The sequence below is a fragment of the Microbacterium sp. Cr-K20 genome, assembly GCF_000708325.1.
GTDB lineage: Bacteria > Actinomycetota > Actinomycetes > Actinomycetales > Microbacteriaceae > Microbacterium.
In genome coordinates this window covers 22,735-49,376 of sequence record NZ_JARE01000060.1, presented here as the reverse complement: position 1 = coordinate 49,376, position 26,642 = coordinate 22,735, and the positions used below count along the sequence as shown (strand labels likewise).

Annotated in this window: 32 protein-coding genes; 12 read left to right on the top strand and 20 right to left on the bottom strand. The window is 68.6% G+C overall.

Features of this window, described 5'->3' with window-relative positions; genetic code table 11:
• Nucleotides 1-79: 79 nt before the first annotated feature.
• Nucleotides 80-1,366 (bottom strand): DNA recombination protein RmuC, encoded by a 1,287-nt coding sequence (locus GZ67_RS0114845; RefSeq protein ID WP_029262951.1) that lies wholly within the window; start codon nt 1,364-1,366, stop codon nt 80-82.
• Nucleotides 1,367-1,430: 64 nt separating this feature from the next.
• On the bottom strand, nt 1,431-2,024 hold the full coding sequence (locus GZ67_RS0114840; RefSeq protein WP_029262950.1) for an exonuclease domain-containing protein: 594 nt from the start codon (nt 2,022-2,024) through the stop codon (nt 1,431-1,433).
• A gap of 59 nt (nt 2,025-2,083) precedes the next feature.
• Here GZ67_RS0114840 and GZ67_RS0114835 point away from each other — a divergent pair, with 59 nt between their 5' ends.
• The 4 genes from GZ67_RS0114835 to GZ67_RS0114820 all read left to right on the top strand — a co-directional run bounded on the left by GZ67_RS0114835 (nt 2,084) and on the right by GZ67_RS0114820 (nt 5,420).
• Nucleotides 2,084-2,824 carry a class I SAM-dependent methyltransferase gene (locus tag GZ67_RS0114835; protein WP_029262949.1) on the top strand — a complete coding sequence of 247 codons (741 nt, stop codon included), beginning with the start codon at nt 2,084-2,086 and terminating at the stop codon, nt 2,822-2,824.
• Between the two features lie 52 nt (nt 2,825-2,876).
• Nucleotides 2,877-3,950, top strand: a complete 1,074-nt coding sequence (ychF, locus tag GZ67_RS0114830; RefSeq protein ID WP_029262948.1) for a redox-regulated ATPase YchF — start codon at nt 2,877-2,879, stop codon at nt 3,948-3,950.
• Nucleotides 3,951-4,139: 189 nt separating this feature from the next.
• Nucleotides 4,140-4,808: an AraC family transcriptional regulator gene (locus tag GZ67_RS0114825; RefSeq protein ID WP_231481820.1), complete on the top strand. Its 669-nt coding sequence runs from the start codon at nt 4,140-4,142 to the stop codon at nt 4,806-4,808.
• 81 nt (nt 4,809-4,889) lie between these two features.
• Nucleotides 4,890-5,420 (top strand): VOC family protein, encoded by a 531-nt coding sequence (locus GZ67_RS0114820; RefSeq protein WP_029262946.1) that lies wholly within the window; start codon nt 4,890-4,892, stop codon nt 5,418-5,420.
• A gap of 264 nt (nt 5,421-5,684) precedes the next feature.
• Here GZ67_RS0114820 and GZ67_RS0114815 read toward each other — a convergent pair whose 3' ends face one another.
• The 4 genes from GZ67_RS0114815 to GZ67_RS0114800 form a co-directional block, all read right to left on the bottom strand.
• Nucleotides 5,685-6,077, bottom strand: coding sequence for a hypothetical protein (locus tag GZ67_RS0114815; protein ID WP_029262945.1), 393 nt, complete (start codon nt 6,075-6,077; stop codon nt 5,685-5,687).
• Between the two features lie 107 nt (nt 6,078-6,184).
• Nucleotides 6,185-6,352 (bottom strand): hypothetical protein, encoded by a 168-nt coding sequence (locus GZ67_RS20600; RefSeq protein WP_156027143.1) that lies wholly within the window; start codon nt 6,350-6,352, stop codon nt 6,185-6,187.
• The gene (locus GZ67_RS0114805; protein ID WP_136025746.1) at nt 6,353-6,961 is read right to left on the bottom strand and encodes a hypothetical protein; all 609 of its coding nucleotides are present in this window, start codon (nt 6,959-6,961) and stop codon (nt 6,353-6,355) included.
• A gap of 26 nt (nt 6,962-6,987) precedes the next feature.
• A complete protein-coding gene (locus GZ67_RS0114800; RefSeq protein WP_036303806.1) occupies nt 6,988-7,344 on the bottom strand; it encodes a PadR family transcriptional regulator in 357 nt (118 codons plus the stop codon).
• 252 nt (nt 7,345-7,596) lie between these two features.
• Between GZ67_RS0114800 and GZ67_RS0114795 the strand changes: the two genes are divergently transcribed.
• The 4 genes from GZ67_RS0114795 to GZ67_RS0114780 all read left to right on the top strand — a co-directional run bounded on the left by GZ67_RS0114795 (nt 7,597) and on the right by GZ67_RS0114780 (nt 10,947).
• Nucleotides 7,597-7,989, top strand: coding sequence for a hypothetical protein (locus tag GZ67_RS0114795; protein ID WP_156027141.1), 393 nt, complete (start codon nt 7,597-7,599; stop codon nt 7,987-7,989).
• A 12-nt stretch (nt 7,990-8,001) separates the two neighbouring features.
• Nucleotides 8,002-9,663, top strand: a complete 1,662-nt coding sequence (locus tag GZ67_RS0114790) for an ABC-F family ATP-binding cassette domain-containing protein (RefSeq protein WP_029262941.1) — start codon at nt 8,002-8,004, stop codon at nt 9,661-9,663.
• On the top strand, nt 9,660-10,214 hold the full coding sequence (locus tag GZ67_RS0114785) for a GNAT family N-acetyltransferase (protein ID WP_029262940.1): 555 nt from the start codon (nt 9,660-9,662) through the stop codon (nt 10,212-10,214). Before GZ67_RS0114790 ends, GZ67_RS0114785 begins: the two co-directional genes overlap by 4 nt.
• 157 nt (nt 10,215-10,371) lie before the next feature.
• A complete protein-coding gene (locus GZ67_RS0114780) occupies nt 10,372-10,947 on the top strand; it encodes an alpha/beta fold hydrolase (protein WP_029262939.1) in 576 nt (191 codons plus the stop codon).
• A gap of 4 nt (nt 10,948-10,951) precedes the next feature.
• Here GZ67_RS0114780 and GZ67_RS0114775 read toward each other — a convergent pair whose 3' ends face one another.
• The 4 genes from GZ67_RS0114775 to GZ67_RS0114760 form a co-directional block, all read right to left on the bottom strand.
• Complete coding sequence (locus GZ67_RS0114775) at nt 10,952-11,296, bottom strand: LysR family transcriptional regulator (RefSeq protein WP_029262938.1); 345 nt, start codon at nt 11,294-11,296, stop codon at nt 10,952-10,954.
• Nucleotides 11,297-11,361: 65 nt separating this feature from the next.
• Complete coding sequence (locus tag GZ67_RS0114770) at nt 11,362-12,018, bottom strand: hypothetical protein (RefSeq protein WP_029262937.1); 657 nt, start codon at nt 12,016-12,018, stop codon at nt 11,362-11,364.
• A gap of 134 nt (nt 12,019-12,152) precedes the next feature.
• Entirely contained in the window at nt 12,153-12,452 is a 300-nt protein-coding gene (locus GZ67_RS0114765; protein WP_029262936.1) for a Fe-S cluster assembly protein HesB, read from the bottom strand.
• Nucleotides 12,453-12,559: 107 nt separating this feature from the next.
• Entirely contained in the window at nt 12,560-13,051 is a 492-nt protein-coding gene (locus GZ67_RS0114760) for a GNAT family N-acetyltransferase (protein ID WP_231481819.1), read from the bottom strand.
• A gap of 129 nt (nt 13,052-13,180) precedes the next feature.
• On the opposite strand from GZ67_RS0114760, the gene GZ67_RS0114755 reads away from it, so the two are divergent.
• Nucleotides 13,181-13,723, top strand: a complete 543-nt coding sequence (locus GZ67_RS0114755) for a Dps family protein (RefSeq protein WP_029262934.1) — start codon at nt 13,181-13,183, stop codon at nt 13,721-13,723.
• Nucleotides 13,724-13,749: 26 nt separating this feature from the next.
• Here GZ67_RS0114755 and GZ67_RS0114750 read toward each other — a convergent pair whose 3' ends face one another.
• Nucleotides 13,750-14,277, bottom strand: coding sequence for a DUF6328 family protein (locus tag GZ67_RS0114750; RefSeq protein WP_029262933.1), 528 nt, complete (start codon nt 14,275-14,277; stop codon nt 13,750-13,752).
• Nucleotides 14,278-14,346: 69 nt separating this feature from the next.
• Between GZ67_RS0114750 and GZ67_RS0114745 the strand changes: the two genes are divergently transcribed.
• Nucleotides 14,347-14,553, top strand: coding sequence for a hypothetical protein (locus GZ67_RS0114745; RefSeq protein WP_029262932.1), 207 nt, complete (start codon nt 14,347-14,349; stop codon nt 14,551-14,553).
• Between the two features lie 22 nt (nt 14,554-14,575).
• Here the strand turns inward: GZ67_RS0114745 and GZ67_RS0114740 are convergent, their stop codons facing one another.
• Complete coding sequence (locus GZ67_RS0114740; RefSeq protein ID WP_029262931.1) at nt 14,576-15,169, bottom strand: 1-acyl-sn-glycerol-3-phosphate acyltransferase; 594 nt, start codon at nt 15,167-15,169, stop codon at nt 14,576-14,578.
• Between the two features lie 95 nt (nt 15,170-15,264).
• On the opposite strand from GZ67_RS0114740, the gene GZ67_RS20850 reads away from it, so the two are divergent.
• On the top strand, nt 15,265-15,411 hold the full coding sequence (locus tag GZ67_RS20850) for a hypothetical protein (protein WP_167381615.1): 147 nt from the start codon (nt 15,265-15,267) through the stop codon (nt 15,409-15,411).
• 34 nt (nt 15,412-15,445) lie between these two features.
• Here GZ67_RS20850 and GZ67_RS0114730 read toward each other — a convergent pair whose 3' ends face one another.
• Nucleotides 15,446-16,924, bottom strand: a complete 1,479-nt coding sequence (locus tag GZ67_RS0114730; RefSeq protein ID WP_029262930.1) for an MDR family MFS transporter — start codon at nt 16,922-16,924, stop codon at nt 15,446-15,448.
• A gap of 167 nt (nt 16,925-17,091) precedes the next feature.
• Between GZ67_RS0114730 and GZ67_RS0114725 the strand changes: the two genes are divergently transcribed.
• Complete coding sequence (locus tag GZ67_RS0114725) at nt 17,092-19,140, top strand: ABC transporter ATP-binding protein (protein WP_029262929.1); 2,049 nt, start codon at nt 17,092-17,094, stop codon at nt 19,138-19,140.
• A gap of 13 nt (nt 19,141-19,153) precedes the next feature.
• Here the strand turns inward: GZ67_RS0114725 and GZ67_RS0114720 are convergent, their stop codons facing one another.
• From GZ67_RS0114720 to GZ67_RS0114690, 7 genes are read right to left on the bottom strand one after another with little or no spacing between them, the layout of a single operon-like run.
• On the bottom strand, nt 19,154-19,927 hold the full coding sequence (locus GZ67_RS0114720) for an SDR family NAD(P)-dependent oxidoreductase (RefSeq protein ID WP_029262928.1): 774 nt from the start codon (nt 19,925-19,927) through the stop codon (nt 19,154-19,156).
• 35 nt (nt 19,928-19,962) lie between these two features.
• Complete coding sequence (locus GZ67_RS0114715) at nt 19,963-20,910, bottom strand: glycosyltransferase family 2 protein (protein WP_029262927.1); 948 nt, start codon at nt 20,908-20,910, stop codon at nt 19,963-19,965.
• Between the two features lie 22 nt (nt 20,911-20,932).
• Nucleotides 20,933-22,069 carry a cysteine desulfurase family protein gene (locus tag GZ67_RS0114710; RefSeq protein ID WP_029262926.1) on the bottom strand — a complete coding sequence of 379 codons (1,137 nt, stop codon included), beginning with the start codon at nt 22,067-22,069 and terminating at the stop codon, nt 20,933-20,935.
• A gap of 5 nt (nt 22,070-22,074) precedes the next feature.
• Entirely contained in the window at nt 22,075-22,926 is an 852-nt protein-coding gene (gene nadC, locus GZ67_RS0114705; protein WP_029262925.1) for a carboxylating nicotinate-nucleotide diphosphorylase, read from the bottom strand.
• Nucleotides 22,926-24,452 (bottom strand): L-aspartate oxidase, encoded by a 1,527-nt coding sequence (nadB, locus tag GZ67_RS0114700; protein WP_029262924.1) that lies wholly within the window; start codon nt 24,450-24,452, stop codon nt 22,926-22,928. Before nadB ends, nadC begins: the two co-directional genes overlap by 1 nt.
• Nucleotides 24,449-25,786 (bottom strand): quinolinate synthase NadA, encoded by a 1,338-nt coding sequence (gene nadA, locus GZ67_RS0114695; RefSeq protein WP_029262923.1) that lies wholly within the window; start codon nt 25,784-25,786, stop codon nt 24,449-24,451. Before nadA ends, nadB begins: the two co-directional genes overlap by 4 nt.
• On the bottom strand, nt 25,783-26,499 hold the full coding sequence (locus GZ67_RS0114690) for an NUDIX hydrolase (protein WP_029262922.1): 717 nt from the start codon (nt 26,497-26,499) through the stop codon (nt 25,783-25,785). Before GZ67_RS0114690 ends, nadA begins: the two co-directional genes overlap by 4 nt.
• Nucleotides 26,500-26,642: the final 143 nt, after the last annotated feature.

The window sequence follows — 26,642 nt, the reverse complement described above, 5'->3', positions numbered from 1 at the left end:
CGCTGCTCGACAGTTCGTCCGCGCGCTACGCCGTAGGCCGCAGTGCAGGCGTGACGGCGGTGCACAGCGTCGGTGGGCCCTAGATCTCGTCGAGGCGAATCCGTACCTCGCCCACGTCCGCACGCACTGATGCCGCTCCGATGTGATCCGTGGCTTCTGGCATTCCGGCGACGGGTTCGTCCCCGTGCTCGTCTGCGGCGATCAGCTCGGGAGCGGTGAACCGTCGTCCCGTGCCCTCCGTCACCGCCGGAACGGATGCGAGAGCCGCGGCGTCGACGCCGGGGAACTGCCGCGCCGTCACGAGCACGCGCGTCTCGAGCGAGCCGGCGAAGCGGTTGTAGCTGTCGACCGTGCGCTCCAGGGCGCGGCGCAGATCGTCGGCATGCCCGGCGAGAGTGCCCAACCGGTCGTAGAGCTGCGTGCCGAGAGTGAGCAGCGTACGTGCCTCGGTCGACACCTCCTGCTGCGTCCATGTGAATGCCACGGTCTTCAGGACGGCCCAGAGGTTCACGGGAGACGCGAGCGCCACTCGTCGGCTGAACGCATAGTCGAGCAGTGTCGGGTCTTCGTCGATGGCCGCGGCGAGCAGCGACTCGCTCGGCAGGAAGCAGATCACGAACTCAGGACTCGCGTCGAGTCCTGCCCAGTACTCCTTCTTGGCCAGGGCATCGATGTGCGCGCGGACAGCTTTCACGTGCTTCTGCATGAGGGCGCGCCGCTGCGGCTCCTGGGCGTCACCCGCCGACAGCGCCGAAGCCTCGAGGTACGCGTCGAGCGGCACCTTGGCGTCGACCGCGATGGAGCTGCCGCCGGCGAGACGGATGACCATGTCGGGCCGACCCTGGCCCCGGTCGGAGGAGATCGTCGCCTGCAGATCGAAGTCGATGTGGCGTGTGAGGCCTGCCGCTTCCACCACGCGGCGTAGCTGCGTCTCGCCCCACACTCCGCGAGTGGCTGTCGAGCGCAGCGCTCCGGCGAGGGACTCCGTCGTCGCCCGCAGCGCCTCGTCGGACTCCTGCGCGCGTCTCAGCTGCTCCTCCAGCGTGCCGAACTGGGCGTGACGCTCGCGCTCGATCGCGGTCACTTTCGTCTGCATCTGCTGCAGGCTCTCTCGCACCGGAGCCAGCGCCGTCAGCACCGCGTTCTGCTGCTGCACGCGCTGCGCCTCGGCTCGCTGCTCGTTCCGTGAGTGCTCGACGGCATCGCGGTAGAGGTCGTACTGGCGGTCGCGGTCGTCGCGCGCGGCGGCCAGCTCGGCCTGAGCGCGCGCAAGATCAGCGGCCCCACGTCCTGCGTGCAGGAACCAGCCCACAGCGACACCCGCCGCGAGGGCGACGAGGAGGAGAACCACAGCCAGAGCATCCATGTGTTCATGATGCGGCCGGCATCGGACATTACGAGGTCGCCGCGCACGGGAGCGGGGTGTCGGCTCAGGCGACGGCGCGCTCCAGAGCAGGCGCGACGGGTGCGGTGACGCGCAGGCTCAGCGCGTCGGCGAGCGCGAACACATCGGCGGCACCCGCCCTGGCGGCCGCATCGATCACGATCTGCGCGCAGGCACGTGCATCGGCGAGAGCATCGTGGTGCGCGAACTCCTCGAATCCGGCGGCGGCTGCGGCGACGGGCAGGCGGTAGGAGTCGAGAACATACGTCTTCCGCGCGACCTGCAGGCTGCAGAGCGAGCGGTACGGCGGGCAGAGCTGCCCCGTCGCCTCCGAGGCGCGGCGCAGCACGTTGAGGTCGAAGCCGGCGTTGTGGGCGACGAGAACGTCGGCTCCCGCGAAGGCGCAGAGTCGATCGAACTGGTCGACCCACGTGGCAGCCGACAGCACATCCTCCGGTTGGATGCCATGGATCCGGACGTTCCACTCCTGGAACTCGTCGTGACCGGGCGGCGGCTGGATCAACCATCCGGTGGTGGCGACGACCTCGCCGCCGCGCACACGGACCAGTCCGACGGAACAGGCGGAGGCGGGGCTGGAGTTCGCGGTCTCGAAGTCGATCGCAGTGAAGTCCAGTGGCACGTCTCCACTCTCACCCCGACGTCGGCGACCACGCGGGAGACTCGCCGTAGGCTGGCCGCATGGCTGAGGACATGGCGACGTCGTTCGGAGCACAGGCCGCGGACTACGAGGTCGGCAGACCCGAGTATCCCTTCGAGGCTGTGGCGTGGATGCTCGAGCGGATGCCGCACGGAACCCGCCGCATCGCCGATGTCGGCGCGGGGACGGGCAAGCTCACGCGGGTCCTCGCCCAGGCTCCTGATGCCGAGGTCGTCGCGATCGATCCGGATTCCGAGATGCTCGCGACGCTGCGCGGTGCCGTGCCGGGCGTACCGACCTTCGTGGGGTCGGCAGAGCGGCTGCCCCTTCCCGATGCCAGCGTCGACGCGGTCGTCCTGGGGCAGGCCTGGCACTGGGTCGATCCCGTCGCCGGATCCGCCGAGATCGGTCGGGTCGTACGCAGCGGGGGAGTGCTCGGTCTCATCTGGAACATCCGCGACGATCGGGTCGACTGGGTGCGCCGGTTGACCGAGATCATGCACGGCAGCCACGCCGAGAACATGCTCGCCGAGGGAGATCCTGTCGTCGCTGCACCGTTCAGCTCGCTCGAACAGGAGCGCTGGGAGTGGGTCCGCCCCATCACGCGCGACCTGCTGCACCGCATGGCGGAGTCGCGCAGCTACATCATCACCGCGTCCGACGACGAGAGGGCCCGGATCCGGCGCGACCTCGACGCGCTGTTCGACGAGCTCGATCTGCACGGCGAGACCGCCATCGACCTTCCGTACGTGACACGGGCCTACCGCGCCATCCGCGACTGAGGAGCGGCCTTCCGCAGGGTGGCGGGGGTGGGGCCAGGTAGACTCGTGCCCCGTGGCTCTCACTATCGGCATCGTCGGCCTGCCCAACGTCGGCAAGTCCACCCTCTTCAACGCACTCACCAAGAACGACGTGCTCGCGGCGAACTATCCGTTCGCGACGATCGAGCCCAACGTCGGCGTGGTGAACCTGCCCGACCCGCGCCTCGACAAGCTCGCGGAGATCTTCGGCAGCGAGCGGATCCTCCCCGCAGCGGTGTCCTTCGTCGACATCGCCGGCATCGTGCGCGGTGCGAGTGAGGGTGAGGGGCTCGGCAACAAGTTCCTCGCGAACATCCGTGAGGCCGACGCCATCGCTCAGGTCGTGCGCGGCTTCTCGGACGACGACGTCGTGCACGTCGACGGCACGGTGAACCCCGCCTCCGACATGGAGACGATCAACGCCGAGCTCATGCTCGCCGACCTCGAGACCGTCGACAAGGCGATCACCCGGTACGAGAAGGAAGTCCGCGGCAAGAAGATCGAGCCCGTCGTTCTCGAGACCGCGAACGCGGCGAAGGATGCCCTGGAGCGTGGCGTGCTGCTGTCGGTCGCGGGCATCGACCTGACACCGATCCGCGAGTTGGGCCTCCTGACCGCGAAGCCTGTCATCTTCGTCTTCAACGTCGATGAGGCCGTGCTGACGAACGACGCCCGCAAGGCGGAGCTCGCCGCCCTCGTTGCGCCCGCCAAGGCCATCTTCCTCGACGCGAAGATCGAGTCCGAACTCATCGACCTCGACCCGGAGGACGCCGCCGAGCTGCTCGCGTCGACCGGCCAGGACGAGTCGGGGCTCGACCAGCTCGCCCGCATCGGCTTCGACACCCTCGGGCTGCAGACCTACCTCACGGCTGGTCCGAAGGAAGCTCGCGCGTGGACGATCCCCAAGGGGTCGAAGGCCCCGCAGGCGGCCGGTGTGATTCACACCGACTTCGAGAAGGGCTTCATCAAGGCCGAGATCGTGTCGTTCGAGGACCTGGTCGAGACGGGCTCCGTCGTCGAGGCTCGCGCCAAGGGCAAGGCTCGCCTCGAGGGCAAGGACTACGTCATGCAGGACGGCGACGTGGTGGAGTTCCGCTTTGCGCTTTAACGTCTGACTCCCCTCGGATGCGTGGCTTCCATCAGGCAGTCACGTAGGCTGATCGGTGGTGCGTGAGGGTGTTGTCCACCCATAGATCGAGTGCAACGCCCGCATAGCGGTGATCCTCTTCGGATCGGAGCGAAACCCAGAGCTGACTCAAATGCTCAAGAGGATGTCCTCAGAGGGGAGGAGCCGCGGATGGAGCGCATGTACGAGGAGCATCATCCCGACTCGTCCGTACTGGAGTGCGTGTGGCAAGCGCGGGCGACGAAGGACGAGCGCTACCTCGTCCCGGCGGTGGAGTACTGGGATTTGTGGTTCGCCCGCGGCCCGGGGGGAGAGTTGCTCGCTGGACTGTCGGGTCCGACTCTGGGTCACCGCTGGATCCGTTCGACGATCGGGGAGCACAGCTGGGGTGTTCAGCTGAAGGCTCATGTCGTCCTGCCTGGAGTGAGCAAGCACCTCCTGCTCGGCGGGGAGCAGCAGCTCGTTGTCGAAGCCGGGCACGTAACACTTGCGCAGCATGCTGTGCCGTTCCCGGAGTTCGCGGAGATCGAGGCCTTCACCGATCGTCTTCTGGAGCTCGACGTGTTGCGCTGCGACGACGATGTCCGGCGCATGCTGTCCGGCGATGACGCGGGTTACTCGGAGCGGCACCGGCAGCGCCGGGTTCGCGCCGCGACTGGGCTTACGCGCAAGCAGATCGAGCAACTGTCTCGGGCGCGTGAAGCGTTTGCTCTGCTGATGCAGGGCGTGCCGCCGATCGAGTGCGCTGCACGCTGCGGTTTCGCGGACCAGGCTCACCTGAGTCGTTCGCTGAGGGCCTTCCACGGCCAAACGCCGGCCCAGGTGCTGTCCGGCCGATGATGGCGGAAATGTTCAATACCGTGACCTTCACTCAGTGATGGACTGTGGACATCGCATCCACCACCAGTACAGGAGCAAAAGATGTCAGCACCCGCCACACCCGAGGGCTATGCCACGGTCAACCCCTTCATTATCACGAGCGACGCCGATCAGCTCGCACAATTTGTCGTCGAAGTCTTTGATGGCGAGGAACGCGCGGAGGCGCGCACCGTCGATGACGACGGCCTGCTGCTGCAGGCCGAGGTGCGCGTCGGCACGACGACCATCATGTTCGCCGAGCGCAAGCCGGACTGGCCTTTCACCCCGAGCCTTCTCCAGGTCTACGTCGATGACCTCGATGCGGTGCTCGAGCGTGCCCTCGCCCGCGACGCACGGCTCATCACGAAGCCGACTGACTTCTTCGGGACCAGCTTCGCTCGGGTCCAGGATTCGAGCGCGAACATCTGGTGGATCTGGCAGCACGGCGAGATGGTCTGGGAAGAATCGTCGGGCGAGAAGGACTGGACAGTCGAGGAGCAAGGCGGCGAATGGGGAGAGGTCTCGCCCGAGCTCGCCTACATCCACGACACGCTGCTAGAAGCAATGACCGCCTTGCGCGACCCGAAGGCCTGAGAAGCGCAACCTCGTCATCGGAGGGATCGGCCACGTTTGGGCCCTCCAAAAGTTTCCCGCGCTCGGCCGTGCTTTGCTGGTCGCGGCGGCGGATGATTGCGATGGCCGAACAGGCTGAAGGTGTGGTGGCCGGCCCGACTTGAGGCCCGCATCGGTCAAGGGTGGCCGCGTAATCCAGAGGTTGGTATCTGCGGCGACGTGGTGGAGTTCCGCTTCAACAACTGAGCGGGGATCGCAGGTCCGGGGGATCGTCTCGGACCTCGTCTATTCCGCAGAGTCGGCACCAGGCTGTCGGGCCTCGGCGTCTGTCAGACCCTTCCGATACTTCGTGGCCGCACGCCGGATCGAGGCCACCTTCGGGTTATCCGCCCGCGATGCGGGAAGACGGTCGATGATCGTCACGTCGGCTCGGGCGGCGAGCGTCAGAAGTCCCCAGATGCCGATCGAGTCGAGCTCGAAGTCGGCTTCCTCCGGGGTCGCTGCCGCGAACGCCGCATGCGCGGCAGCTTCGATCTCGGGGGCGCTCGGCCTCTTCGCCGCACCTCGCACCGCGTTCGGCTGGTTCGAGTAGTCGTCGAGCTTCGTCAGCAGTCGCTCCGCGCGCTCTGCGCCGAGTGTCGATGCGAGCTCGGCTTGGATCGGGTACGTCTCCGTCACGCTCGTCTCCAGAGTTCTGATCAAGGCAGCTGCCGTCGGAGCCGAGGAAGGGCCCCGCACGGGCAGAATACCCAGTCCGAAACACTCCGCGTGCGGCCGGGAGCTCGTCAGAACATCCCGGGAATCTGCTGGAGCAGCCAGGAGAAGCCGATCATGACCACGGTCGCGAGCGGGAGGACGAAGACGGTCACCAGGCCTGCGCTGGCGCTCTCCGGCTGCTCGCCCGGCCCGACGATGGGATCGTCCTGCACCCGACCGCCGAGGTAGGCGCGCATCTACAGGAGGAAACCGGCGGCGAGGAGGACCACGCCGATGGCCGAGGCGATCCAGACGCTCACCTCTCCGATCTGCTGAGGCAGCAGGAGAAGTGCGCCGACCATCACGATGAGCAGCGCCATCCAGCCGATCCAGCTCCGTACCGGATGCTGGGCGATCATCCGCAGAGGCGCGTGCGACGCGAAGAGGAGCAGCGCGAGCGCCCCCGAGGCGATCGCGAGCAGGACGAGGTGCCCGACGGTCACGGCAAGAGCGGATTCGCCCGCGAATGCCGCCTGCGCGCTGAAGGTGGTGAGCAGCATGCCGAAGAGGCCCAGAACGAGAGCGATGCCCCATTCGCGATCGATTCGTTGAGGTGACTGCTGAGGCTGCTCCGGGGCGTCCTCGGCGGCGTACGCACGGGGTTCGCCGAATGCGGCAAGGGCGCTCTCGCCCGACTCGGACACATGACTCTCCACGACCACGAGGGAATCCCCGATCCGCGATCCCGGAACGCCGAGGAGACGCTGCTCGAGCACGAACTGCTCGATCCAGTCCCTCTCGACACTCGGCGCCAGTCGCGTGTAGGTGTCGACGGAGCCGAAGCCCGTCCTGTCGCTCAGATTCATCGGTGCTGCCTTTCGGTTCCCGGTGGTCATGTCAGTTCTCGGCGCTTCTCGAGCGCTCCGTCGGTGAGCTCGCGGGTGGTCTTCGTGAAGTCGGCCCAGAGCTCGGCCATCAACCGGGCATGTGCGCGGCCCTGATCTGTCAGCGAGAAGTACTTCCGGCCGGGGCCGCCCTCACCCGGACGCCACTCGACCTCGACGAACCCGGACTCCTCCAGACGGCCGAGGAGGGGGTAGAGAGTGCCGCCCTTGACGGTGCCCAGTCCGGCTGCGGTCAGGTTCTGGGTGATCGCGTACCCGTAGTTCGGGCCATCGAGGAGGGTCCGCAGCACGCACACGCCCAGCACGCTTCTCATCCACTCGCTCGGCCACTCTTCCGGACTCATGACTAGAGCGTACGTCGGACTAGTCAAATCTGCAACTAGTGCCGCTTCTGATCTCACCCGCGCGGAGGAGGGCACTGATACCTCCGAGCGATGGTCGACTCATGCGGGACGCGCCAGCCTGGGGGCATGCTCTCATCGACAAGCACAAGCACAAGCACAAGCACAAGCACAAGCACAAGCAGCACCGCCGAGACCCGGGCAGTCGGGTTCCTCCGTTCCCGCCGCATATCGGGCGGTATCGGCGCTCTCGCCTTGGCCGGCCTGGGCGTGGCGCATACGGCGACCAACGCCGTCGGCTTCGCAGGGGAAACGGACGCCTCCTGGCCGATGTTCCTGATCTTCGGCGTCGGAGTCAGCCTCGTGCTGTGGGCGGTCGCGGTCATCGCCTGGCTCTTCTCGCGGCGCGGAGGCGGGCGCGTCGGGCGAGTGATCATCGCCGTGGTGGGTGCTCTCTGCTGTCTGATGGCGTTCAACGTGCTGCGCGTGCACCCCGAGATCGTCCTCTCGCCCGCCGGCCCAGGGCCGTGGACGCTCGTCGGAGGTCCGGCGCTGCTGCTCGCAGCGCTCCTGCCGTGGCGGAAGAAGGAGGCAACGGACGCAGGCTGCTTCTCCTCGACCCGGTCCGCGCACCACCCCCGCGGGTGACAGGATTGACGGATGACCGCAACACTCGTGGCCCAAGGGCTGGCCGGCGGGTACGGCCACCGCACCCTGTTCGACTCGCTCGACCTGACCGTCACGGCCGGCGACGTCGTCGGCCTCGTCGGAGCCAACGGGGCAGGAAAGTCGACCCTCCTGAAGCTGCTCGCCGGCGTCGATCAGCCGCAGGCGGGCACGATCAGGCTCGCCCCGGCGGATGCGTTCGTCGGCTGGCTTCCGCAGGAGCACGAGCGCGTCGTCGGAGAGAGCGTCGTCGATTACATCGCCCGCCGTACCGGGTGTGCTGCCGCGACCAGGGACATGGACGCCGCAGCCGCAGCCCTGGGAGACCCCTCGCTCGCGGCTCCGGGCACGGACCCCGCCGACACCTACTCCACGGCATTGGATCGGTGGCTGGCCAGCGGCGCCGCCGACCTCGACGAACGCCTCCCCGCCGTGCTCGCCGACCTCGGACTCGACCTGGGTGATGAGCCCGCCGACACCATGATGACCTCGCTGTCGGGTGGGCAGGCCGCCCGTGTCGGCCTCGCCGCGTTGCTGCTCTCTCGCTTCGACATCGCGCTGCTGGACGAGCCGACCAATGACCTCGACCTCGACGGCATCGAGCGCCTTGAGGCCTTCGTTCGCGGTCTCCGCGGCGGTGTCGTGGTGGTCAGCCACGACCGCGAGTTCCTCGCCCGCTGCGTGACCAGGGTCCTGGAGCTCGACCTCGCCCAGGGGAGCAACAGAGTGTTCGGCGGTGGCTACGACTCGTACCTCGAGGAGCGGGCCACCGTGCGTCGACACCAGCGCGAGAAGTACGACGAGTTCGCCGATAAGAAGGCCGACCTCGTGTCCCGCGCCCGCACACAGCGCGAGTGGTCGAGCCAGGGTGTGCGCAACGCGATGAAGAAAGCACCGGACAACGACAAGATCAAACGTAAGGCGTCAGCCGAGTCCAGCGAGAAGCAGGCGCAGAAGGTGCGTCAGATGGAGAGCAGGATCGCCCGGCTCGAAGAGGTCGAAGAGCCGCGCAAGGAGTGGCAGCTGGAGTTCACGATCGGCTCGGCCCCGCGTTCCAGCTCCGTCGTGTCGACCCTGAGCTCGGCGGTGTTCCGGCAGGGATCCTTCCAACTCGGACCGGTGTCGCTGCAAGTGAACGCGGGGGAGCGCATCGGCATCACCGGTCCCAACGGTGCCGGAAAGTCGACGCTGCTCCGCGGGCTGCTGGGGCGGCAGCTTCCCGATGAGGGAACGGCGAGCCTCGGCGCGAGCGTGCAGATCGGCGAGATCGACCAGGCCCGCGCGCAGCTCGTCGGAACGCAACCGCTCGCGGCCGCGTTCGAAGAGCTCGTCCCGGAGATGGCATCGGGCGAGGTGCGCACGCTCCTGGCGAAGTTCGGGCTCAAGGCCGATCACGTGACGCGCGCGGTCGATGAACTGTCGCCGGGGGAGCGCACGCGGGCAGGGCTCGCCCTGCTGCAGGCCCGCGGCATCAACCTGCTCGTGCTCGACGAGCCGACCAACCACCTCGACCTGCCCGCGATCGAGCAGCTCGAACAGGCGCTCGAGTCGTACGAGGGAACCCTGCTGCTCGTCACACACGACCGGCGGATGCTCGCCACGGTGCACACCGACCGGCACTGGCGGGTGGAGGCCGGGCAGGTCGCCGAAGCATGACGGCCCTCGTCATCGACAGCGTCCCGCACGGCCGCCTGACCGCGAATGACGTGGCGCGACTGCGAGAGTTGTTCGACGCCGAGTACTCCGCAGAGTTCGGGGCCTGGGATCCGGATCAGCCCTACGGCTACGCGCCCCATGACCATCACCTGATCGCGCGCGCTGGCGATGAGATCGTGGGTCACGTCGGTTGGGCGCGACGGACGATCGGCGTCGGCGCGGCGGAGGTCATGGTCGCGGGAGTCGGTGGGGTGCTGATCTCCCCACGCGCACGTGGGCAGCGCGTCGGTGCTCGGCTCCTGACACACGCGGCCGCGTCGATGACGGATGCCGGCGGGATCGAGTTCGGCTATCTCGGGTGCCGCGAAGAGGTCGTCTCCTTCTACGAATCGTGTGGATGGCGCCGCATCTCGGCGGTCGAGCGATCGACCGACCGCACCGGTCATCCCGCCGTACAGCCTCCGGGGCCGCCGATCCTGACCCTCGCGCTCGGCCCGAATCCGCGCACGTGGCCCGCAGGCTCGATAGCTCTTCGCGGGCGAGCATGGTAGTCGTCGGGCGAAGATGCTCCGGCAGTCCTCGTCTCGGTGGCCGCCGGGTCGGGATACGCTGGTGGACGGCGGCTCCGGTCGCGGTCCGGTCGCAGGCGTCCGCCGTGGAGGTTTCGTCTGAGTTCCTGACACCGACGGCACGAGGAGATTCACGCCGATGACCGACACCCAGATCTTCGAGCCCGACGGCCGCGCGATCCCCTTCGTCGATGAGGGCGACGGACCCGTCAAGCTCGTCCTGATCCAGGAGCGCGACCTCCCGGCCGACATCCTCGGTGTCGTCGCGCACTACCTCGCCGAAGAGGCGGGCTTCCACGTGCTGCGGATCGGTCACCGTGCCGAGGCCAAGGGCGAAGAGGTGTCGCTGGACGAGCGCGTCGAGGATGCGCTCGCCGTGATCGACCACGTCGGCCTCGGCGACACCTGGATCGGCGGACACGGATTCGGCGGCACCGTCGCACGTGCTTTCGCCGTCGCGCACGCGGACAGTGTCAACGGACTGGCGCTGCTCGGCGTCGAAGAGCTCGACATCCCCCTCGCGCCGGTGATGCCCGTTCTGATCATTCAGGGGACGAAAGACAACGTCACGCCGTTCGCCAACGGTGAGCAGCTGCAGTCGACGGCACCCGAGCGTGCGAGCGTGAAGAGCATCGACGGGGGAGACCATCACTTCCCGATGACGCACCCGATCGAGACCGCGGTCGTGATCGAGGAGTACCTCGACTGGGACTGAGCCCCTAGCGGCCCTGCCGCTTCTTGTAAGGCTTCGGCTGACCCTTCACTGCGGGCGTTCGGCCCTTGCCCTTCGAGGCCTTCGCCTTGCCGCCGGCGGGTGCGGGGGCGTTCTTCACCGGCGCGGGCGCCGCGGCGACCTCCGCTTTCGCCTCGACCAGCAGGAGCTCGCCGACGTGCGTCAATCGAGTCTGCCCCTCGCGGTGGACGATCGGATGGCCGACCTCGGCCTCGAGCTTGTCGATCGACGTGTACAGCGAGGCCAACGGGATGCCGAGCTTCTCGGCCGCCCGCGGAAAGTGGAGTTCCTCCGCGAGGACGACGAAACGGCGGAGCAGAGAGATCTTCACGGGGGCCCTTCGACTGTTCGCACGGGATTGCGAGCCACTCCAGGTTACGCGGTGGAGGCTGCCGGTCAGATGTCGCTGAAGTCGTTCGCGGGAGATTGGATCTGTGTGACCGTGTCCGTCTCCAACAGGAAGAGCACGTAGAGGATCCCGACGGATCCGGGGTGCGTCAGCGATTGCGTGTCCGGCACCTCCTGTCGGCCCAGGCCCAGTTCGGTGGCGGTCGCTGTGTCTTCTTCATCGACCAGTGCCCAGGCGCCTGCGTCGAGGAGGTCTGCTCTGCTCGACCCCACCTGGAGCCCTTCCTCCGTCATCACGGGGATCCCGTCGACCTCGGCCGCGGTGACCGCGATCGATGCAGGGCTTGCGCCGGAGGTGTCGGTGAGCACCCGCAGGCCGTCCCAGACATAGGCCTGCATCTCGACGTCGTAGCCCTCCATCCCCTCGACCGCCTCGGGCTCCGGCAGTTCACCTGTCGCATCCTCGAGCAGCGTGAGAAGCGCGTCCGGATCCGCGAATTCCGCCGTCGCGGTGCCACCCTCGTCCGTGAAGGAGACACCGTCGAGCGTGACGACGAGCTGCGGATCGACCTCGGGCTCCGCAGACGCTGATGTGGACGGCGTGGCTGCGGGTGAAGCGGACGGGGCCGCCGTCGGGGAGCTGCATCCGAGAAGCAGCAGCGCAGAGGCGGTGAGGACCAGAGCAGGCGCGAGAAGGCGTGGCATGGTTCGGAGCGTAGCGTCCAGTTGCGAACCTTTCGTGCAAGGGCGTGTCGTCGAGATGGAATCGTGAGGACGGACGGTGCCGTGACACGACGGATGCCGCGACCGAATCGGCCGCGGCATCCGGAATCCTTCGGTCAGGCGACCTGAGGGAGCACGGCGAACGACACGGAGCCCTCGTCGTCCACGCCCGCATCGAGGATCTTGTCGTCGAGCGCGGCGACGGCGGACTCATCGAGGAAGAGTCGGGTGCCGGAGACTTCGACGACCTGGTCCTGGGGCTCCGGATCTGCGGCGACGAGCACCGCGAGACGCGCGCCGCCCTCCGCGTTCTGAGGTTCGGACGAGTGGATGCGCAGTCCGGCATCCGGGGCGTCGGTCTGGCGACTGACGAGCGTCGTCACGATGGCGGAGGCGTTGTCGGTGAGGGTGAGCACGAGACTCTCCTTCCGTTCGGGGCATGTCACGGTCGCAACATGTCCGGGCTACGATGCCGAACTCGGACGATCACCTCAACCCCCTTGTGCCGATTCGGAGGAGGCTCTTATCCTCCTCGCAGGTTCTTCCGCAGGAACACCTGCTCCGTGCCGTCGCCGTCCGGCACGCGCTCGTGCTCGACGTAGCCGCACCTCTCATAGAGGCGGATGTTCGCCTCGCTCAGGCTGCCGGTGAAGAGCTCGGCGACCTGTGCGTTGGATGCGCGCTCCGCGTGATCGAGCAGCGTCCGCCCGACGCCCTCGCCCTGCATGTCGGGGGCGATCGCGATCCTCCCGATGAGGAGCATCCCGTCCTTCTCCACGAAGCGGATCGCGCCCACGAGGCGCCCGTCGATGCGGGCCGTCAAGCCGGACTCCGCGCGCAGCTCCGCCTCGAGCTCGGTGAGGGTCTGCGTCAGGGGAGGCATGTCCACGCTCCCGTAGATCGCGGCTTCCGAGACGAACGCCGCGCGCTGCACGGTGAGCACTTCACCGGCATCCGCTTCGCTGATGTGCGAGATGACGATGTTCCGGTCCTTCTCGTCGTTCTGTTCTGTCACGATGCGGGGCTTCTCCTTGTGTCTCACGTTCGGGTCTGGTCGCCACACTCGGGCTCCGGACTTCCGGTGTCAACCCCCTCGGGGCGACGTACCCGTCCCGGCTATCCTCACCGGCAGGAGGTCACAGACATGGCTGAAACGAAGACGAAGAAGAGCGGCAGCTCGACGAAGGGTGCCGTGAAGACCACGCGCCAGCAGAATGCGGAGAAGGGCTTCACTGCCTCTCCCGCGCTCGCGAGCAACCTGCAACTGGTGCTCGTGGACCTGCTCGAACTGGCGATCCAGGGCAAGCAGGCGCACTGGAACGTCGTGGGCCGCAACTTCCGAGACACCCACCGCCAGCTCGACGAGATCATCGACGATGCGCGCGCGTTCAGCGACACGATCGCCGAGCGGATGCGCGCCCTGCACGCCGTTCCCGACGGGCGCAGCGCGACCATCGCCAAGACCACGACTCTGCCCGCGTTCCCCGCGGGGGAGGTCTCGACCACCGAGACCATCGACTTGGTGACCGAGCGCCTGGAAGCGGCGGTCGGGACGATGCGCGACGTGCACGACGCCGTCGACGAGGAAGACCCGACGTCGGCGGATCTCCTGCACGCGGTCATCGAACGACTCGAGCAGTTCGCCTGGATGGTCAGCGCCGAGAACCGCAGCCCCGCCGGTCGCTGAGACCGCCCCTGCCCCTCGGATCGGGATCAGTTCGTCTCGGCTCCGGGGGCGCGGGGTCGGCCGCGCATGATTCGCGGCAACGCTGCCCACAGTGCGACGACCAGCACGAGCGCCGAGATCAACGCCACGAGCCCGGCCGTGCGGTTGACCGTGAAGTCGACGATCAGCATCGTGACCCCGATCGTCAGCGCTCCGATCACGATCAGATCGATCCTGACGATCCGGGCGGCGATCCGCACGAGCTCGGGTTTGCGGCGGTGTCCGAACAGAGCGCGGTGCATTCCCACGGGAGCCAGCGCCAGGATGGTCGCGATCGCGGCCAGGGCGACGAGGACGACGTAGAGGTCACGCTGGAATTCGTCCATCTCGGTGAACCTCGGCTGGAATGCCACGGCGAGGAGGAACCCGGTGAGGATCTGGGTCCCCGTCTGCATGACGCGGAGCTCCTGCAGGAGCTCTTCCCAGTTGCGGTCCGCGCGTTCGTTCGCAGTCTCGTCACGTCCGTCCCTGCGGTCATCGAGTTCGTGGTCGCTGCGCGGAGGATCCGATGTCATGATCACAGTGTCGTGCCGCCGCTCGCACGATGTCCAGGCTCTTGCACCGACGGATCGAAAGAAGGCATCATGACGCTCCCGCCCATCAGCGATTGGTGGTCCGAACTCTCGGAGGACGCACGCCGCTCTGTTCTCGACGGCGACTCTCCACACCTCGACGAAGACGTCCGCGAGGAGATCCGCGTCATCACCGGAGCGGTCGTGGGAATGGTGGAGGGTTTGACCGAGGAAGACCTCGACTACGCCCGCGCGCACGCCGAGGAGGAGGCGGGCTGATCCACGCGGCAGCCGCGGAGATTCACTCGCGGGCGTCGGCTCCCGGGGCGGGCTGCTCCTCGCGAAGCCGCGGCTCGGTGCGACGCTCGGGTCGGGCCCCGGCCTTGTCGGCGTAGAACGCTCGGATCCGGTCCATGTCCGCGGCGACGTCTCCGGTGAGGTCGATCGTGGGACCGAGGCCCGTGGTCATCGTCGTGCGATCGACGAAGCCGAGTGTGACCGGCATCCCCGTCTCGCGTGCGATGCGGTAGAAGCCCGACTTCCAGTACTCGTTGCCGCCACGGGTCCCGTCCGGGGTGACCACGAGCCCGAAGACCGTTCCGGCGTGCACCTGCCCGACGACATCGTTCACCACACGCGCCGGGTCCGCGCGATCCACGGGGATGCCGCCGAGACCACGCATGAGCGGACCTCGCCAGCCGCGGAAGAGGCTCTTCTTCCCGAGCCAGTGCACGTCGATGCCGAGTCGCCAGGCGATCGCGAGCATGAGGACGAAGTCCCAGTTGCTGGTATGCGGGGCGCCGACGAGCACCGTCGGGCGTGTGGGGGCTGCCTCGCTCGTGAGCGTCCATCTGCTGAACGCCCAGAACATGCGGGCGAGGAGTCGTTTGAGCATGGATCAACCGTAGGGGAGAACGGCTGTCGAGCCGCTGTCCGCACCCGGCGTGCGGCTTCGGCGCCACCGCCTCGGAGCAGGCGTACGATCGAGGGATGAAGAAGACGCCGGAGGACACCGTGCAGCAGGAAGCGCCCATCGGGCTGCAGCCGCTCCCGGGAGCCCTGGACCTGCTCGAGGGCGATGCCGCCGGCTATTGCAGCAACGGCGTCTGCCACTTCCCCGCCCCGAAGGCCGAGTAGTCGGCAGACGCCGTCGCGTGCGAGCGCTCGGGGGTCAGTGGCCGCCGTGGAAGCCCTCGCCGGCGTCGTCGGCGGGCTTGCGGACGAACGGGCTGAGCGCCACCGCGGCGAGCGAGATGATCGCGGCGATGAGGAACGCCATGCGCGCGCCCGGTGCTCCGGCCGCTGCTCGCGACAGGCCTTCGCCCTCGCCGGCGTGCAGGATCGCCGAGTAGGTGACCGTCAGCAGAGCGACACCGGCCGCGCCGCCGACCTGCTGGAGCGTGTTCAGCACAGCGGAACCGTGTGAGTACAACGACCGCTGCAGCGAACCGAGCGAGGCCGAGAACAGGGGCGTGAACGACATCGCCAGTCCGACGGACATGGCCGCCTGCACGATGATGAGCACCCACCACACGGTGTGCTCGCCGACCGTGGAGTAGAAGAACAGCGCCGCCGACACGAGGATCGTGCCCGGGATCAGCAGCGGCCGCGTGCCGCGCGCGTCGTACACGCGACCCATGACCGGACCCAGCAGACCCATCAGCACCGAGCCGGGGAGCAGGATCAGGCCGGACTCGAGGGCGTTCAGCCCCGCGACGTTCTGCAGGTACTGCGGCAGCAGGGTCAGCGTTCCGAACATCGACAGCGCCAGGATCGTCATGATGATCACCGAGAACGTGAAGTTGCTCGAGCGGAAGACGCGCAGGTCGAGCAGTGCGTCGTCGACACGCTGCAGGATGAGCTGACGCCACACGAACAGCGCCAGCGACACCGCGCCGACGACCAGAGCGATGATGCCCGTGGTCTCGCCGGATCCGCCTTCGCCGCCGAACTGGCTGAGGCCGAACACGATGCCGCCGAAGCCGAGCGCCGCGAGAGGGATCGAGAGGACGTCGAGCGGGACGACGCGGGTCTCGCCGAGGTTCGTCATCCACTTCACGCCCATGAAGAGCGCGATGAGCGCGATCGGGAGGATGATCGCGAAGAGCGCGCGCCAGTTCAGTGTCTCGAGCACGGCACCGGCGATGGTGGGTCCGATCGCCGGGGCGAGCGAGATGACCAGGCCGACGCGGCCCATCATCCGACCTCGGGACTGCGGCGGAACGACGTTCATGATCGTCGTCATCAGCAGCGGCATCATGATGCCGGTACCGGCGGCCTGGATGACGCGCCCCACGAGCAGGATCGAGAAACCGGGAGCGACCAGCGCGACGAGCGTGCCGAGCGAGAACGCGATCATCGCGGCGATGAAGACCTGCCGCGTGGTGAAGCGCTGCAGGATGAAACCGGTGGTCGGGATCACGACGGCCATCGTCAGCATGAAGGCACTGGTGAGCCACTGGCCGAGCTCGGGCGGGATGCCGAGATCGGCGTTCAGATGCGGGATCGCGATCCCCATCGTGGTCTCGTTGAGGATGGCGACGAACGCAGCGACGAGCAGCAGCCAGATCACGCGCATGTCCTTGCGCGAGATCTCACCCGCTGCCGGTGCGGGGGTCGTCGAGATGGAGCCGGTATCGACGGCAGACATGGGCGGCCTCCTGGGCGAAGAAGAAATGGAGATATCGCGAGAGTTCGCAAGAGTCCTTCAGCGTAACGGCGGGTGCGGACATTTCATTCCGAACTCACAGAAATCCGCTGTCGGCAGATCCGGGCGGCCTCGATGTCGCGGGGGCTGAGTACGCTGGCGCCATGAGCATGGGCGGTGGACGAGGTGGAGGAGCGAGCTTCCGCGGGGTCGATGAGGATACGCAGCGGAAGCTGAATGCCGAGGCGCCGCGGATCAGCGGCCTCGGTTCACGGGTCGTCTCCCTGTTCCGTGCCTACCGCGCGCGCATCTTCCTCACGGGAGTGCTCGTGGTCGTCGGCGCGGCGATCGCCGTCATCCCGCCTCTGATCGTGCAGCGCATCTTCGATGACGCGCTGTTCCCGGTCGCCGGCGGCGGGCCGCATCTCGAGCTGCTGGCCTGGCTCGTCGCCGCGATGGTCGGGCTCTTCCTGCTCTCCGCCGTCCTCGGTGTGGCGCAGACCTGGCTCACCTCCACCGTCGGCAACAGCGTCACCGGCGACCTGCGGGTGAAGCTCTTCGAGCACCTCCAGGCCATGGAGCTCGGATTCTTCACGCGGACGAAGACAGGAGTGATCCAGTCCCGGCTGCAGAACGACGTGGGCGGCGTCTCCGGCGTGCTGACCAACACCGTCACCAGCATCCTGGGCAACGTCGTGACCGTCATCGCCTCGCTCGTCGCGATGATCCTGATCGACTGGCGCCTCACCCTCATCGCCGTGATCATGATGCCGTTCCTCATCTTCGTCCAGCGCAAGGTGGGCCAGGTGCGGGCGCGGATCGCGGGAGAGACGCAGGAATCCCTGTCGGAGTTGACCTCGATCACGCAGGAGACGCTGAGCGTCTCGGGCATGCTGCTCTCGAAGTCGTTCAACCGTCAGCGCACGGAGTCGGAGCGCTATCAGGCCGAGAACCGCAACCAGGTCGTTCTTCAGGTGCGCAGGGCCATGAGTGGTCAGGGCTTCTTCGCGGTCGTGCAGGTGCTCATGGCCAGCGTGCCGGCGGTCATCTACCTCGTCTCGGGCTATCTCATCGCCGGGGGCACCGGGGCGATCACGGCGGGAACCGTCGTCGCATTCACCACGGTGCAGGCGCGGCTCCTCATGCCGCTGATGGGCCTGATGCGGGTCTCGCTCGATCTGCAGACATCTTCGGCGCTGTTCGCCCGCATCTTCGAGTACCTCGACCTGGTGCCCGAGATCCAGGACGCTCCGGATGCGATCACCGTCGACGAGGCACCGGGCCCCAAGGGGCGGCTCGAGTTCGCCGATGTGCTCTTCCGCTACCCGGACGCCTCGGCCGATGCCCGACCGACGCTGGACGGCGTCTCGTTCGTCGCCGAACCCGGGCAGCACGTGGCGTTCGTCGGCCCCTCGGGTGCGGGCAAGACGACGATCCTGTACCTCGCGCCGCGGCTGTACGAAGCCAAGGGCGGCTCGGTGCTCTTCGCGGGCGCCGATGTGCGCACGCTCACGCAGGAGTCGATCATCGACCACGTGGGCATCGTGTCGCAGGAGACCTACCTGTTCCACGCGACGATCCGCGAGAACCTCCGCTATGCCAAGCCGGATGCGACAGAGCAGGAGCTGATCGCCGCGTGCACCGCGGCCAACATCCACCACATCATCGCCGGGTTCGAACAGGGATACGACACCGTGGTCGGTGAGCGCGGGTACCGGCTCTCGGGCGGGGAGAAGCAGCGCATCGCGATCGCGCGCGTGCTGCTGAAGGATCCGCCGGTACTTCTCCTGGATGAGGCGACGTCGGCCCTCGACACCGTGTCGGAGCGCGTGGTGCAGGAGGCGCTCGACGAGGCGGCGAAGGGGCGCACGACGCTGTCCATCGCGCACCGCCTGTCCACCGTGATGGGTGCCGATGTGATCCACGTGCTCGAGGCAGGGCGCATCGTCGAGTCGGGAACCCACTCCGAGTTGCTCGCGCGGGGTGGGTTGTATGCGGAGCTCGCCGCGCAGCAGGTCGCCGCATCGCGCGTGCTCGACACCGAGGCCGCGGTCGAAGCGGCCGTCACCGGGGGAGTCGGGGCCGCGCTCACCGACCGCCGTGCAGATCGAGCACCCGCGGACTCCGCCGGTGCCGATGCCGTCGCGGCCATCACCGCGGCGGTGCCGCTGCTCGCCGAGCCCCGCCCCGACGAACGGGTTTACCCGCCCGAACCCTGAACCGCTCCGGGTGTCAGTGCACCGACAGTCCACCGTCGACGAACAGGGAGTGGCCGGTGACATAGCCCGAACCGGCTCCAGCGAGGAAGACGGCCGCGCCGGCGAAGTCACTCGGGAGCCCGTTGCGGCCGATCATCGTGCGGGCGGCCAGCTCGGCGATCTTCGCCGGGTCCTGCTGCAGACGGGCGTTCAGCGGCGTCAGGACGAACCCCGGCACCAGCGTGTTGCTGGTCACGCCGGTCCCTCCCCACGCTTCTGCCTCGGAGCGCATCAGCGACTCCACCGCACCCTTCGAGGCGCCGTAGACGCCACTGCCGACGAAGGCGCGATGGGCCTGCTGGGAGCTGATGTGGATGAGTCTGCCGTAGCCGCGCTCCGCCATGCCCTGCGCATAGCGCTGACCGAGCAGGAAGGGCGCGAGCGCGTTGACGGTCATCGTCGCGTCCCAGTCGTCTTCGGTGATCTCCACGAACGGCGGGCGGATGTTGATGCCCGCGGAGTTGACCAGGATGTCGGGCTCCCCGAACGGCTGGGCAGCGGCCTCCGCGACGGCATGGATGCCCGACCGCGTGCTGAGGTCGCCGACGACTCCGGCCGCGCGGCAGCCGTGCGCGCGGAGTCCCTCGACGGTCTCCTCGATGCGGGCCTCGCCGCGCGCGACCACGACCGTCGCGGCACCGGACCGGGCGAGTGCCGTGGCGATGCCGCGGCCGATTCCGGAGCTGCCGCCGGTGACGACCGCAGTGCGGCCCTCGAGCGAGAAGAGGGAGGCGAGGTAATCGTTCATGCGGTCATCCGTGTCGTTCGTTCAGCGGTGCGGCGTCACCACGCGAGTGCGGCGGTGATGGTGGGATCGGGGGAGGCATCGGCGAACTCGGGGAGTGCCCGCAGCTCTGCGATGAAGGTGTCGACCTCGGCGGCGTATGCCGGGTCGGGGTGGCTGTGCGCGATGTCGAGGAGGGACGGCATGTCCATGGCGAGGATCAGGTCGAGCCGGGCGACGATTGAGCGTCGGGCACCCGCCTCGTGCAGCACACGGATACCGCCACGCAACGCCGCGAGGTAGTCCCTCAGCACGGGCAGCTGTGCTTTGCCCTGCGTGATCGAGGTGCCGTCGGCCCGGAGTCGCCACTCCACGACGACGTCGGGGATCACATCGAACGCCCGCGCCCGGGTGTACATGAGCTGAGCGACCACCTGGTCCTCGTACGCGACCCCCTCGGGGAAGCGGAGATCCTGCCAGAACTCGGTGCGGCTCACCTTGGACCAGGCGACGATGTTCGACACCGCCTGCGGGTGAGTCACGAGCGTGGTGCCGAGGCGCTGCGGCGAGGTCGCCGCCGCCACCCAGGGCTGCACGCGCCCAGCAACATACGCGGCTCCCTGCGAGCGTGAGCGCACGTAGGCGCCCGCCACGAAGTCGCTCCCGGTCGCTTCGAGTGTGCCTGTCATCCGGGCGAGGGCCTGGGGACGGAGCTCGTCGTCGCCGTCGAGGAACCCCAGGTAGGGCGTGTTTACGAGGCCGAGGCCGATGTTGCGCGCGGCGCCCAGGCCGCGGGATGCGCCATGGCGAATGGTCGTGAACCGGTCGTCGGCGGCGGCCGCCGCGTCGAAGATCGCACCGGTGGCGTCGGTCGAACCGTCGTCGATGAGGATCGCGCGCCATCGAGACTCGGTCTGTGCGCGCAGCGAGTCGAGTGCGGCGGGGGCGAAGGCGGCGATGTCGCGTCCGGGGACGATCACGGTCACGATCGGGGCGGCGGCGGTCACCAGCCGAGTCTATGGCTGTGCATCAGCCTCGCGCCGCGCGCACGGACTCCGCGACGAGCGCAGACAGCCGCTCGGGTGCGTCCTCGGCCAGTTCCTCCCGACCGAAGGTGAACCGGACGGATGTCTGCGCCACCTCGGCCGGAACACCGCACGCGAGGAGCACGTGCGAAGGCTCGTCGCTGCCGGCGGCGCACGCCGAGCCGCTCGACGAGATGACCCCGCGACGCTCCAGCTCCAGCAGCACGGACTCTCCACTGGTGCCGGCGAACGTGAAGCTCGCCGTCCCGGGCAGACGGCGCACGGCGTCACCGGTGAGTGCGGCCTCCGGGACGCTGTTCAGAACGAGGAAGATGAACCGCGCGGTGGCCGAACCCACCCGCGCCGTCACGGTCGCCCGTTCGTGCTCCGCGAGCTCCAGCGCGGTCGCGAGTGCCACGGCTCCGGCGACGTTCTCGGTTCCCGAGCGTCGCCCGCGTTCCTGACCGCCGCCGTGCAGCAACGGCTCGATCGGCACACGTCCGCGCACGGCCAGTGCACCGATCCCCTTGGGGGCACCGAGCTTGTGCCCGGCGATCGACACGGCGTCCGCGCCGAGCTCGTCAAGGGGAAGCCACCCGGCCGACTGCACGGCGTCGAGGTGCAGGGGCACGCGGGCGGCGCGGGTGGCGGCCGACAGCGCCGCTGCATCCTGCACCGTGCCGATCTCGTTGTTCGCGTGTCCCACTGAGACCAGCGCGGTGTCAGGGCGGATCGCCGCGGCGACGGCATCCGCAGAGATCCGCCCGCAGGCGTCCACCGGCAGCAGGGTCACGTCGACGGAGTGGAAGCGTCTCAGGTACGCGGCCGACTCCAGGATCGATTCGTGCTCGATCGGGGAGACCACGAGGTGTCGTCGCCCTGCCTCGAGGGCCGCGAGCACGATGCCCTTGACCGCGAGATTGTTCGCCTCGGTGCCGCCTGCGGTGAACACGACGTCGCCGGCACGCATCCCCAGGACGCGTGCGACCCGGGCGCGGGCGTCGTCGAGGGCGCTCGCCGCAGCCTCTCCCGCGGTGTGGTGGCTGGACGGGTTGCCGAACACGCCCGTCAGGTACGGGCGCATCGCCTCCAGCACCTCCGGTCGCACCGGGGACGTCGCGGCATGGTCGAGGTAGAGCACGATGCTCAGTCGATCCGCAGGTCCAGGCCGAGGTCGAGAGCGCGCGCGGAGTGCGTCAGCGCCCCCACTGAGATCACGTCGACGCCGGTGCGTGCGATGTCACCGACGGTGTCGAGGTTCACCCCTCCCGAAGCTTCGACCGTGGCCCGGTCGCCGATCAGGGTGACGCCTTCGCGCAGGTCGTCGAGTGAGAAGTTGTCGAGCAGCACGGTGTGGGCGCCGCCGTCGAGGACCGCCGGGATCTGGTCGAGGCGGTCGACCTCGACCACGACGTGAGTGGTGTGCGGCAGACGGGACAGCGCCTCGCGCAGCGCCGAGGCGAGGTCGAGGCCGGATCGGGTGAGCACGGCGAGATGGTTGTCCTTGGCCATCACGGCGTCCGACAGCGAGTACCGGTGGTTGCGGCCGCCGCCGGATTCGACGGCGTGCCGCTCGAACGCACGGAGGCCCGGGGTCGTCTTGCGCGTGTCGGCGATGCGCGCGCGGGTGCCGTCGACAGCCGCGACGTATGCCGCGGTGAGAGTCGCGATGCCGCTCATCCGCTGGATGAAGTTCAAGGCGACGCGTTCCGCGGTGAGGATGCCGCGCGCCGAACCGGAGACCGAGGCGAGCACGTCACCCGCAGTGAAGTCGTCGCCGTCGCCGACGTGGAGGTCGACGGCCAGGGTGGGGTCGGTGAGGGCGAACGCGGCAGTGAAGACCTCACCGCCGCTGAACACCCCCGCCTCGCGCGCGACGAGGTCGGCGGTGGCTGTCGCCTCAGCGGGAAGCAGCGTCGTGCTGGTGAGGTCGCCCCACGGCGCGTCTTCTTCGAGGGCTGCGCCGACGACGCGGGTCAGGGTGGAGCGGGTGAGCATCAGACGGTCTCCAGGATCGATGAGCGGGTGCGGGCCGGCGCGGCGTCCGCGGAGGCTGCGGCGTCGACTCGGTGGTGGGCGCCGACCGAGACGGTGCGCTCCAGCGCGGCGGAGGCGGTGGCTTCAGCGAGGAGCAGCAGGTTCGCGTCCTCGTGCTCGACGGTCGTGGTCGGTGTTGCCAGGGTCGCGGCCCACGCGCGCACGATGGCCAGTGCATGTGCGAGGCCGTCGTGGGTGCGGAGCAGCCCGACCTCATCCCACATCAGCTGCTGCAGCGCGGCGCGGCTGAATTCCGGCGTATCCGATCCGCTGTCCTCCACCGGCGGCAGGACAGCGGCAGGGGGTGCGGGCACCGGCACGAGACGCCAGGGCATCGTCAGCGCAGCAGCGGCCCTCGCGCCGAAGACGGCCCCCTCGAGCAGGGAGTTGGACGCCAGACGGTTCGCCCCATGCACGCCGGTGCGGGCGACCTCGCCGACGGCGAAGAGTCCCGGGAGCGTCGTGCGGCCGTCGAGATCGGTGACGACACCGCCCATCAGGTAGTGCGCGGCGGGGGTCACCGGGATCGGCTCGCGCGACCAGTCGAATCCACGCTCCCTCGTCACATGATCGATGGTCGGGAAGCGCGCCGCGAGGGTCTCGGCCCCGAGAATCGTGGCGTCCAGGCGCACCGGCCGCCCCTGCGCGGACGCCTGCCGTGCGATGGCCCGGGAGACCACATCGCGAGGGGCCAGCTCGCCATCGGGGTGACTGTCGAACGTGAAGCGTCGACCGGTGTCGTCGATCAGGGTCGCACCCTCACCGCGCACGGCCTCCGAGATGAGGAAGGCCGGACCCGACGCCAGGATCGTCGGATGGAACTGCACGAACTCCAGGTCGGCGACAGCCGCTCCCGCGCGCAGGGCCACGGCGATGCCGTCGCCGGTGGCGCCGGTCGGGTTGGTCGTGTGCGCGTAGAGGCGGCCCGCGCCACCCGTCGCGAGGATCACGGCGTCGGCGCGGAACCCGGTGGCAACCCCGTCATGCAGCACGCGGATGCCACGCACGGCCCCCTCGGCGACGACCAACTCGGTGAGCAGAGCCTGCTCGACCGCGGTGATCGGTGCGCGCCGCACGGCAGCGATCAGCGCCGCGGAGATCGCCGCGCCCGTGGCATCCCCGCCGGCGTGCACGATGCGTGCATGGCGGTGGGCCGCCTCGCGTCCGAGCTGCAACGCCCCCTCGGCCGTCCGATCGAACCCGACGCCGCGGGCGATCAGCTCCGCGATCCGCTCGGCGCCCTCGGCCACCAGCACGTCGACAGCCGCGGGATCCGAGAGCCCGGCACCGGCGTCCATCGTGTCGGCGGCATGCTGCTGCGCCGAGTCGTCGGGCCCGTAGATGCCCGCGACGCCTCCCTGAGCGAGGCCGGTCGACCCGTCCCCGAGCGCTCCCTTGGTGACGAGCGTCACCGCATGTCCGGCCTCGTGCGCGTGGAGTGCCGCCGTGAGACCGGCGATGCCCGAGCCGACGACCAGGACGTTCATCGTGTGCTCGCACTCACCGGGGGCTTCGCAGCGAGCATCCGCTCCAGCGCCACTCGGGCGGGCTCGGCGACGTCGCCGGTGACCGTGATCCTGTTCGGCGTGCGACCGGCGACGAGCTCCTCCAGCACCCAGGCCAGGTAGCCGGGGTGGATGCGGTACATCGTCGAGCAGGGGCAGACGACCGGGTCCAGACAGAAGATCTCGTGCTGCGGGTACTGCGCCGCGAGCCGGCGCACGAGGTTGATCTCGGTTCCGATGGCGAACGTCGTGGGCTCGGTCGCGGAGTCGATCGCTCGGCGGATGTACTCGGTCGAGCCGGCCTCGTCCGCCGCGTCGACCACCTCCATCGGGCATTCCGGGTGCACGATCACCCGCACGCCGGGGTGGTCGGCGCGGGCCTGGGCGATCTGCCCGACGGTGAAGCGCCGGTGCACGGAGCAGAAGCCGTGCCACAGGATCACCCGGGAATCGACGAGCTCAGCGGCTGAGGAGCCGCTGAGCGCTCGCCGCGGGTTCCACATCGGCATCTGCTCGAGCGGCACGCCCATCGCCTTGGCGGTGTTACGCCCCAGGTGCTGGTCGGGGAAGAACAGCACCCGCCGGCCGCGCTCGAAGGCCCACTCGAGCACGGTCTGGGCGTTGGACGAGGTGCACACGATCCCGCCGTGCCGTCCGACGAAGCCCTTGATCGCCGCCGAGGAGTTCATGTACGTCACGGGGATCACGGGCACGCGGCCGTCCGCGTCGGGGGCGTCGAGATCGCCGAAGACGTCTGCCAGCTGCTCCCAGCACTCCTCGACCTGGTCGATGTCGGCCATGTCGGCCATCGAGCATCCGGCGGCGAGGTTCGGCAGGATCACGGCCTGCTCGGGCTGCGAGAGCAGATCCGCGGTCTCGGCCATGAAGTGCACGCCGCAGAACACGATCGCCTCGGCGTCTGCTCTGCCTTTGGCCGCCGTGGCGAGTTGGAAGGAGTCGCCGACGTAGTCCGCGTGGCGCACGACCTCTTCGCGCTGGTAGAAGTGGCCCAGGATCACGACCCGATCGCCGAGAGTGGTCTTCGCCGCGCGGATGCGTGCGTCGAGCTCGTCCTCCGACGCTTCCCGATATGCGACGGGGAGTTCGCCTTGCCGTGGGGATCCCGTGGGGATCACGTCACCCATCGAGGAGCCGGGTCCGTATCCGGGTCGGGAGTCGAAGTCCCACGGTCCCGCGGCCAGATCGGTGGCGCAGGTCGGGTCGGTGGATGTGCCGGCGACGATCGCCTGGATGGCGTGGTCCACCGAGGCGTCCAGCGACGGAACGGCGGGCGCGGGGACGAAGGTGATGCTCATCGGGTGCTCGTTTCTTCGGGACCGAGGGGGCCGCGGTCGGCCAGCTCGACATCGGTGTTGTCGCGGTACAGACGTGCAGGACGGTGGCTCCCGGTGCGGAAGCGGTCGGTGGGGAGCAGGTTGCCCGCGGATTCCACCTGACGACGGAAGTTGGCGGGATCGAGGCTCTTCCCGAGGATCGATTCGTACGCCTCGCGCAGCTCCGCCAGCGTGAACTCGGCGGGCAGGAAGCCTTGTGCGACCCGGCTGTAGCCGACCTTGTTGCGCAGGCGCCAGAGGGCGTATTCGACGATCTTGGCGTGGTCGAAGGCCAGTTGCGGCAACTGATCGATGTCGAACCACCGGACGTTCTCGGGGGCATGACCGGATGCCCGGTGGGCCGAGATCTGCGCGGTCACGTCGTCTTGACGCAGCAGCGCCCAGTACACGATCGAGACGACTCGGGTGGGGGAGCGGTCGACAGCGCCGAAGGCGTAGAGCTGCTCCAGGTAACTGGGGGCGAGACCCGTCGTCTCGGCAAGGGTGCGAGCTGCGGCGTCGACGGGCGACTCGGTCGCGGTGAGCCAGCCACCGGGAAGCGCCCACTGGTCGGCGAAGGGCTCGCGGGTGCGCAGGACGAGGGGCAGCGCGAGGACCGCGCGTCCGTCGTCGGTGCGCCGCAGCGTCAGGATGACCGTCGAGACGGCCACCCGGATGTCCCTGCTTTGAGTCATAGACACCTTAACCTCCGGATTCGATCTTAGTGTCATCGAGACCCTTAGTGCGCGCACATGACGCCTTCTCGCGTCGAGGCCGAAACGTTATCTGGCGCGTTCCAGGAGGGTTGTTCGCCGCCACAGGGTTTGTTAGGTTACTG